This window comes from Protofrankia sp. CiP1_Cm_nod3, from assembly GCF_982290655.1.
Genome location: NZ_CEVIVD010000020.1, coordinates 1 through 7726, shown reverse-complemented (window position 1 = coordinate 7726; position 7726 = coordinate 1). Strand labels below are relative to the sequence as shown.

Annotated in this window: 9 protein-coding genes and 1 riboswitch; of the genes, 2 read left to right on the top strand and 7 right to left on the bottom strand. The window is 72.6% G+C overall.

The window, feature by feature from the left end; translation table 11 throughout:
* Nucleotides 1–93 precede the first annotated feature (93 nt).
* From AC5LUJ_RS06520 to AC5LUJ_RS06490, 7 genes are all read right to left on the bottom strand, one after another.
* Complete coding sequence (locus AC5LUJ_RS06520; protein ID WP_250287092.1) at nt 94–621, bottom strand: SixA phosphatase family protein; 528 nt, start codon at nt 619–621, stop codon at nt 94–96.
* 155 nt (nt 622–776) lie between these two features.
* Nucleotides 777–908 (bottom strand): hypothetical protein, encoded by a 132-nt coding sequence (locus tag AC5LUJ_RS06515; protein ID WP_445548365.1) that lies wholly within the window; start codon nt 906–908, stop codon nt 777–779.
* 123 nt (nt 909–1031) lie between these two features.
* A complete protein-coding gene (locus AC5LUJ_RS06510) occupies nt 1032–1400 on the bottom strand; it encodes a WhiB family transcriptional regulator (RefSeq protein ID WP_250287090.1) in 369 nt (122 codons plus the stop codon).
* 427 nt (nt 1401–1827) lie between these two features.
* The gene (locus AC5LUJ_RS06505) at nt 1828–1962 is read right to left on the bottom strand and encodes a hypothetical protein (RefSeq protein ID WP_445548366.1); all 135 of its coding nucleotides are present in this window, start codon (nt 1960–1962) and stop codon (nt 1828–1830) included.
* 83 nt (nt 1963–2045) lie between these two features.
* Nucleotides 2046–3206, bottom strand: coding sequence for a C40 family peptidase (locus AC5LUJ_RS06500; RefSeq protein ID WP_250291191.1), 1161 nt, complete (start codon nt 3204–3206; stop codon nt 2046–2048).
* A gap of 165 nt (nt 3207–3371) precedes the next feature.
* Nucleotides 3372–3758 carry a rhodanese-like domain-containing protein gene (locus AC5LUJ_RS06495; protein WP_493464632.1) on the bottom strand — a complete coding sequence of 129 codons (387 nt, stop codon included), beginning with the start codon at nt 3756–3758 and terminating at the stop codon, nt 3372–3374.
* Nucleotides 3759–3778: 20 nt separating this feature from the next.
* A complete protein-coding gene (locus AC5LUJ_RS06490; RefSeq protein ID WP_250285372.1) occupies nt 3779–4432 on the bottom strand; it encodes a cysteine dioxygenase in 654 nt (217 codons plus the stop codon).
* Nucleotides 4433–5364: 932 nt separating this feature from the next.
* On the opposite strand from AC5LUJ_RS06490, the gene AC5LUJ_RS06485 reads away from it, so the two are divergent.
* Both AC5LUJ_RS06485 and AC5LUJ_RS06480 read left to right on the top strand, forming a co-directional pair.
* Nucleotides 5365–5931 (top strand): VOC family protein, encoded by a 567-nt coding sequence (locus AC5LUJ_RS06485; protein WP_250285373.1) that lies wholly within the window; start codon nt 5365–5367, stop codon nt 5929–5931.
* 211 nt (nt 5932–6142) lie between these two features.
* A riboswitch (SAM riboswitch) is annotated at nt 6143–6255 on the top strand.
* Nucleotides 6256–6290: 35 nt separating this feature from the next.
* The coding region (locus tag AC5LUJ_RS06480) for an aminotransferase class V-fold PLP-dependent enzyme (protein ID WP_493464627.1) at nt 6291–7726 on the top strand (1436 nt) is incomplete at its 3' end.

Below are 7726 nucleotides of genomic sequence, written 5' to 3'. Positions count from 1 at the left end.
GCTGGTGCTGATGCTTCGTCGGTTTCGTCAGTACAGCGGCTTGCTTCGCTGGCAGCACGGCTCCGCCGGTACCGAGGCTTCGCCGCGGCGGCGTCAGTGGCTGCTGGAGCCGGCCAGCGAGCGTGGGGTGACGAACGAGACCAGCCGGGTCGTGCTCGGCCCCAGCTCCGCCCAGCGGCCCACGGCCAGGTCCTCGACGGCCAGCGCCGCGGTGGGGAAGGTGGGCAGCCGCGAGCGTTCGCCGACCGGGAGCAGGCCGGTGGCCAGCGCGTGGATACCCGGGTTGTGGCCGACGAGCAGGACGGTGGGGACGCCGTCGTCGAGCTCGCGGAGGCGGTCGAGCAGGTCCGACACGTCGGCGAGGTAGAGCCGGTCCTCGGTCAGCACCGGGACGGCCGCCGGCAGGGCTCCGGCGATCTGCTCGACGGTCTGCCTGGTCCGGCGGGCCGAGGAACACAGCACCAGGTCGGGGGTGAGCTGGTCGGCTGTCAGGTGCTCGGCGATGAGCCGGCAGGCGGACCGGCCGCGCGGCGACAGCGGGCGGTCGGCGTCCGACATGCTGCCGTCGGCCCAGTCGGACTTGCCGTGGCGCAGCAGCAACAGGCGACGCGGCGGCCTCACCGCGCGGCCCGTGGGGAGAGACCCGTGGGGAGAGGGAGACCGGCAGACACCCGGACGCCGCGACCGGGCGCGGGACGAGGCGACACGCAGCTCCTCCTCGGACGGCGACGACACGCAGCCTGCCCATCTCGGACCGGGGCGTCAATGGTTCTTTTCTACGCCCGCCGCGGGGCGCCCGCCTCGTCCGGCGGCATCTCGCCCGCATGGGAAGCCTCACGCACCCGGACGAGGGAAGCCTCGTCGGCCGTGCCGCGCCGGCCGGTGCCGCGCCGATCGTTGTCGATCATCGGTGCCCCGGCCATGGCGCCGGGCGAGGCACTCGCTCACATCGACGGCTCGCATCGACGGCGGTGCCTCACCCGAAGTGGTGAAAAATATCCTACGGTGGAGCTAGAAATCAGCCGTAAGGATCAGCTGGTCGCGTATGTGGAAAGCAGCAGGCGGTCGGCAAAGGCAAGGGCGTCGTCCGCGCTGAGCCGGCCGCGGGGAACCACGGAATTGCGTTCGTCCGAGGTAAGCCCGCCCCACACGCCGTGTTCCTCCTGGCGGAATAAGGCGGTCGCGAGACAGGCCCGCCGCACGGAGCAGCTGGCGCATACTTTCCGGGCCCGGGTTTCCGCCGCCGCCCGGGCCTTGGTGTTACGCCCGTCCGGCGGGAAGAACGCGTCGGGATCCCCGTCCCGGCAGGCGGCTTCCTGCCGCCAGTAGGCGGGCCAGCCAGCGCCGTAGGGCTGCGGCGGAAGGTCGCGTCCGGGCAGGACGGGTACGCCGGCGCTCATGAGATTCCGCCGATTCTGCCACTATCGAGGCACAATCCGGTCCGATGGTGGTAGGCGGCAGCGCTACCTGTAGGCAGCAGCCGCGGATGACTCAGCATGATGTCTCCTCGGGACGTCGCTTGCGGCGGGCATGACAATGCGCGGCAACGAGTGGATGTGTTGGAAAGCACACCGACTCCTCTGCTCGCGTGGAACCACAACCTCAGGGAGGGACGGAGCCAGGGTTGTCCGGCATGAATTGCGCACGCCTGGACACCCTCTTCGTCGGAAACGAACCCGTCTCGTCTCGTTAACCGAGGAACGTAGACGGCTCTCGACGGGATAGCAAGGGTTCCGGAACGCCCGCGTCCGCAGTATGTGCGAGACATCCGGTTCCGGCCGCGCTGATCGACGTTCCGTTGTCCAGTCGCAGCGTTGGGTATGCGTACTACCACTCGTAGTAGATGCCCGGTGGTGTCAAACCGGGCATCCTGGCTTCCCGCGCGCCCCCGGGGGGATCGGAGAGCGTGTTCCCGACGATCGCAAGGGTGAGCAGAATCACAACTATGATCGTCGGCGGCACGTGGCGCAGAGTCTACGGTCAGAGCGCCCAAGGTGATGGGATCATGTTTTCCGGCCGGCCGGAAGCTGCAGGTCCTCCGGTCTTCAGACCCGTCCGATGCGATAGTCGCCCGACCAGATGTCCTGGTACTGGACGTTGGTGCCGGGGCGACGCGAAACGATCATCTGCCCGTTCCCGGCGTAGATGGCATCGTGGTAGGCCTCCCCCTCGGCGTCGAGGAAGAAGACCACATCTCCCGGCCGGGCCTCGGCGGAGCCGACCGGCCGCAGCGCGGCGAACTGGTCGTAGGTGGTACGGGGAATCGAGACACCGGCCTGGGCGTACGCGTACTGGACCAGGCCGGAGCAGTCGAAGTCGTCCGGCCCGGCGGCACCGTAACGGTACGGTTTGCCGATCTGCCGCTCGGCGGCCGCGAGTGCCGCCGTCGCGGCCGAGGTGGACGCCCCCACCGGAACCGCTGCCGCCGCCGGAGTCACCACCAGCGTCGCTGTCGACGCCACTGCCGACACCACTGTCGACGTCACTGTCGGGGCTGTTGCCGGCGTGGGTGCCGCTACCGGTGAGGCTGGCGCGCCGAAGAGCGCATCCCAGGTCCGCGGGCCGACCACGGTGTCGATGGCCAGCCCGGCGCCGGCCTGGAAGGCGCGGACGCCGTGTGCGGTCCGCGGGCCGAACCACCCGTCGGCGAAGATCCCGAGCCGGATCTGGAGCCGCACCACCGGGTCACCCTGGCTTCCCCGGCGCAACGACCGGCCGGGGAACCCCCGCCCGCCAGCGGACGACTCCCCTCCGCTTCCAGAAGATTCCCATCCGTTATCAGAGGATCCCCATGCGCCCCCGGAGGATTTCCATACGTCATCAGAGGGATCCTGTCCGCTGCTGGAGGACTCCCCCCTGCCGCCGGCGGACGCCTGTCCGCCGGCGGCTGACGCCTGTCGGCTGCCGGTCGACTTCTGCTTGTCACCGGTATGCCGCTTCCCGCTGGTGGCGGACTTCTGCCCGGTGCCGCCGGTGGACTTCTGCCCGGTGCTGCCGGCGGGCTCCTGCCCGTCCGCCCAGGCCGTCGCCGCGGGCCCCTGCCCCGTCGGGGCGTCCAGGGCCGCGCCGGCCGCGGCGGGCGCGCCGGTGGCCGTCACGGTGGCCGCCCCGGCCGGGTGGGGCGTCAGGGCCACCGCGACAGCGACGGCGACGGCGCAGGAGACCGCGGTGATCGTGGGTGAGACCGTACGGCTCGAGATGGACATGCCATCACCCCTCTGCCGCCGTTCCGGGCAGATGGGGCCCGGCCCCGTCCGCGCGTGTGGCCGACACGGGGATGCGGACGGGCTTCGGCGGTCACCCCCGTTACTCACCGTGATAGTGAGCACCCTTACGCTAAGAGATCGTCCAAGACCTTTCAGTGAAGTTAGTTACTGAAGGTGACGATCTTCGTCGCTATAGGTGATTATCGGGAGGCCGCCGCGCTCCCAGGCGCGGAAGCCTCCGACGACGTCGGTGGCCTGGTGCAGGCCGAGATCCTGCAGGGACGCCGCCGCGAGGCTGGAGGTGTACCCCTCCGAGCAGATGATGATGACCTTGACATCGTCGCCGGTGGCCTGGGGGAGGCGCGCGTCGCTGGTAGGGTCCAGCCGCCATTCCAGGACGTTGCGTTCGATGATCAGCGCACCGGGGATGCCGCCCTCGGCGCCGCGCTGGGCCGCGGGCCGGATGTCGACCAGCAGCGCCCCGCCCGCCACCGCCGCCGCAGCCGTGGGCGGGTCGAGACGTTCCAGGCGGGCGCGTGCCCGGGCAAGCATCGCGTCGATCCGGCTGCCGTTCACGGCCGTCCTCCGCCCACGGCGACAACCCCCGCCACGTCCCCGCCAGCGGCCGTGGCGAGGCTGCCTGCGACAGCGCCGGCGCCGGCGGTGGCGGTGGCGTCGGCCGGCACGGCGTCGAACAGGCCGCCACCGGTCACGTTCGCGAACAGGAAGCCCTCGACCGCCTGCTCGGCGGCGTCCGGCGCGTACCGCATCGGCAGCTCCGGGGGGGAGTAGGCGTGGATGGTCGCGGCCGGGGCGCTCCCCGCGTTCCCCACCTTGTGGATGTGGTCGCGGCCGAATGTGGGCGACGCCTCCCGTTCGTGCCGCCGCCAGCCGCGCGGCCGCCAGTCCGCGTCACAGACGATCTCCGTGACGGGGCCCTGGACGACGGTCAGCGCGCCGAACGCGCCGCCGTGGTCGTGCGCGCGGGTGTACTGGCCCGGGCACCAGCTGATCAGCCACACCTCGACCGACCCGGACAGCACGAGCCGGGTGTACCAGCGGTTGACCGGGTCGTGGCGCAGGATCGCCGACCATATCCCGGTCGCGGCACCGAGAGAGCGGGTCAGCGCGGCCAGCACATGCGGTCCCACCGTTTCGTTCTCGTCCCCCAGCAGGAAATCCGGCACCAGGTCGGTGCCCGCGAGTCGTGGATGGATGAGTGGCATGCTCGGCTCCCTGTCGGCACGGGCGGAAAGCGCTACGGATGGAGAGCTGTACGGGTGGAAAAACGGCTCCTCGCAGTGCACCGGAAACTGTGTTCATCCGATCACCAGGAGTTGTTGCCAGTGGTGGCCCAGTGCAGCCGCGAGCCGTCTGCCAGCCTCGCGGCTTGGGTACCGACAGGGCCCTGACCTGGCTCTTCGGCGACGAGCGCCACGCCGACCGCGCCCGCGGCGAGGCGGCTGGGCCGCAGACCGTCACCGTGTACTCGCCAGTTCTGTAGTCGTCTGATTACATTTTCCAGCGAGCTGTGAAGAGCCGGAAAAACAGCGCGATTACATTTTTTCGCGTCGCCGGCGGCCCCTCGGAGCCGCCGGCGACGCGGGCGGCGGCATGCCCTTCGGCGCTCCCGCCGGCGCTCCTGTCGTCGCTTCCGGGCGGCGTTCCCGGCGCAACCGCCGCCGCCGGGAGAAATCGGCCGGCTGACAGCCGGGTGCGCTCGACGAACCGAAAACGCGCCAGGGCCCGGACGGATGCTCGGGGTGGGCGGGCTCAGACGGTCCGGCGACGCGCCGGTGTGACCGGCTGGCCTGAGATGACGTGAGCGGAACCGGCGCCGTGGCGCCCGTCCACGGTTGTCAGCGCATCCCGCGCGGGCCGCACCCGCCGGTACACGCCGCGCTGGCCACAAGCACCTGGTCGATCACGCGGTCGCTGTGCGGCAGAAAGCGGCGGGATGCCATGCCCGGCACTGTACAACCGATCCGCCGTCACAATCCTCGTTCATTCCTGTACACCCGCTCCGACGCCCCGCCCGGGCCGCCCCGCGCGTTCCCGGCAACATCCTCCCGATCATCCGTCCCGCGCTGTCCCGCCAGCCGTGAGACATCGCAGAACCCGGAACTCCCGACGTCCACCACCCTCCGGATATGGGCTCGTGACCGCCGTCGCGAACGGGCCACCGGGCGGGATGAGACGGTTCGCGGAGATCCGCCCGGAAAGCCGTCCCGCGCCGGGGAAAGCGGTCGGATACCTTCCGCTCATGGAGCAGCGGATCAGCCTGATCACACTGGGTGTCGGGGACGTGGGACGCGCCCGGGCGTTCTACGAGCGGCTGGGCTGGCAGGGCCAGGAGCTCGAGGAGACCGTGTTCTTCCAGGCCGGCGGCACCGTGCTGGTGCTCTGGGGACGCGACAGGCTGGCCCGCGACTGCGGTATCGCCGAGGGAAGCGCCGCCACGGGGAGCACCGCCGGGCGGGCGGACGGGTTCGGCGGTGTCGCGCTCGCGCACAACGTCCGCTCCAGGGCGGAGGTCGACGACGTCATCGCGGCGGCGCAACGGGCGGGGGCCACGGTCACCCGTCCCGCGGCCGAGACGTTCTACGGCGGCTACGCGGGGGTCTTCACCGACCTCGACGGCCACGTCTGGGAGATCGCCCACAATCCCGGTCTCCCGTTCGCCGCAGACGGCTCGATCATCGTCCCGGACCTCGGCGGCCCGTGACCGCTGCCGCCGGGACGGGCCGTCCGGCGGCTCCCGCCCGGCGTGGCCGCGGGCGGGAGCCGCGTCCTGTTCGGCGGGGTCCGGCCGGGTTCCCGGCCGGGGCGCCCAGCTCCTGATCGGTGATGCGGCCGGTGGAGGGGTCCGGGGGCCGTCCGCCGGAGCTGGCGCCACCGCCGGGCACGTGTCCGACATCCCCGGTATGCTCGGCACAGGTCATGAGCGCCAGCGTCAAGCCCCGGCTTGCTGGCCGGCAACCCTCCTCCGCGGTGGGGTGCCCCGGGTGAGGACCAGGCCGTAGCCGCGTGGCTGCGGTAAGCGCGGACCCGCCTTCCGGGTCCGGTGGACCCGTGAGGAGTGCTGTGACCGCCCCTGCCGCCATCCAGACCCCCGTCCGTCCGCGGCCGGGGGAGCCGTCTGCCGTGGCCGTGGACGGCGTCGCCGCCAGCGCCCAGCCGCTGCCGGTGGGGCCGCTGCTGCCGGTCGTCGGCGCGGATCTGCGCGTTCCGCTCGTCCAGGGCGGGCAGGAGCGCTACGCCAACCTCGACTACGCCGCGTCCGCCCCGTGCCTGTCCGCCGTGGCGGCCAGGGTGGAGGAGATCCTGCCGTTCTACGCCAGCGTCCACCGCGGCGCCGGCTACGCCTCCCAGGTGACCACGGCGCTGTACGAGTCGGCGCGCGGGACGGTCGGCGCCTTCGTCGGCGCGCGGCCCACGGACGTCGTGGTGTTCACCCGCAACACCACCGACGCGCTCAACCTGCTCGCCCGCTGCCTGCCCGGGACGGCGGCCGGCGGCCATCCGGACGACAGCCCGGGCCGCGGGGCGGACGCCGGCCGCTCGGACGGCGACGGCCGGGCGGGGGACGCCGGCCCTGGCGACGTGCTGTTCCTCGATGTCGAGCATCACGCGAACCTGCTGCCCTGGCGTGCCGTCCGGCACCGCTGCCTGCCGGCCGCGGGCACCGTCGGCGCGACCCTCGACCGTCTCCGGCGGGCGCTGGCGCACCGGCCGGCCTGCCTCGTCGCCGTGACGGGCGCGTCGAACGTGACCGGCGAGGTCGTCCCCGTCGCCGAGATCGCCAGGATCGCGCACGCCCACGGCGCGCGGATCGTCGTGGACGCCGCGCAGCTGGCGCCGCACCGCCGCGTCGACATGGCCGCCTGGGACGTCGACTACGTCGCGCTGTCCGCCCACAAGCTCTACGCGCCCTACGGCGCCGGGGCGCTGATCGGCCGCGCGGACTGGCTCGACGCCGCGCCGCCGTACCTCGCCGGCGGCGGTGCCGTGGCCGGCGTGACCGGCACCACCGCCACCTGGAAGGCCGCCCCGGAGCGGCACGAGGCGGGCTCCCCCAACTCGCTCGGCGCGGCCGCCCTGGCCGCGGCCTGCCAGGTGCTGGCCGCGCTCGCGCCCGGCGCCCTCGAGCGCCACGAGGCCGCGCTGCGTGACCATCTTGTCGCCGGGCTGTCCGGGCTGCCAGGTGTGGAGATCCCGCGGATCTGGGCGGACGCGTCCGACCGGCTCGGCGTGGTGACCTTCACCGTGCCCGGCGACAGCGCCGCGCGGGCGGCCGCCTACCTGTCCGCCGAGCACGGCATCGGCGTGCGCGACGGCCGTTTCTGCGCCCATCCGCTGCTCGCCCGGCTGGGCCTGCCGGGCTCCGCCCTGCGGGCAAGCGTCGGCGTCGGCACCCGCTCCGACGACATCGACCGGCTCGTCACGGCACTGCGTACCTACCTGCGCGACGGCCCGGGCTGGACCTACCAGGCAGGACCGGCCGGCTGCGCCCCCGTGCC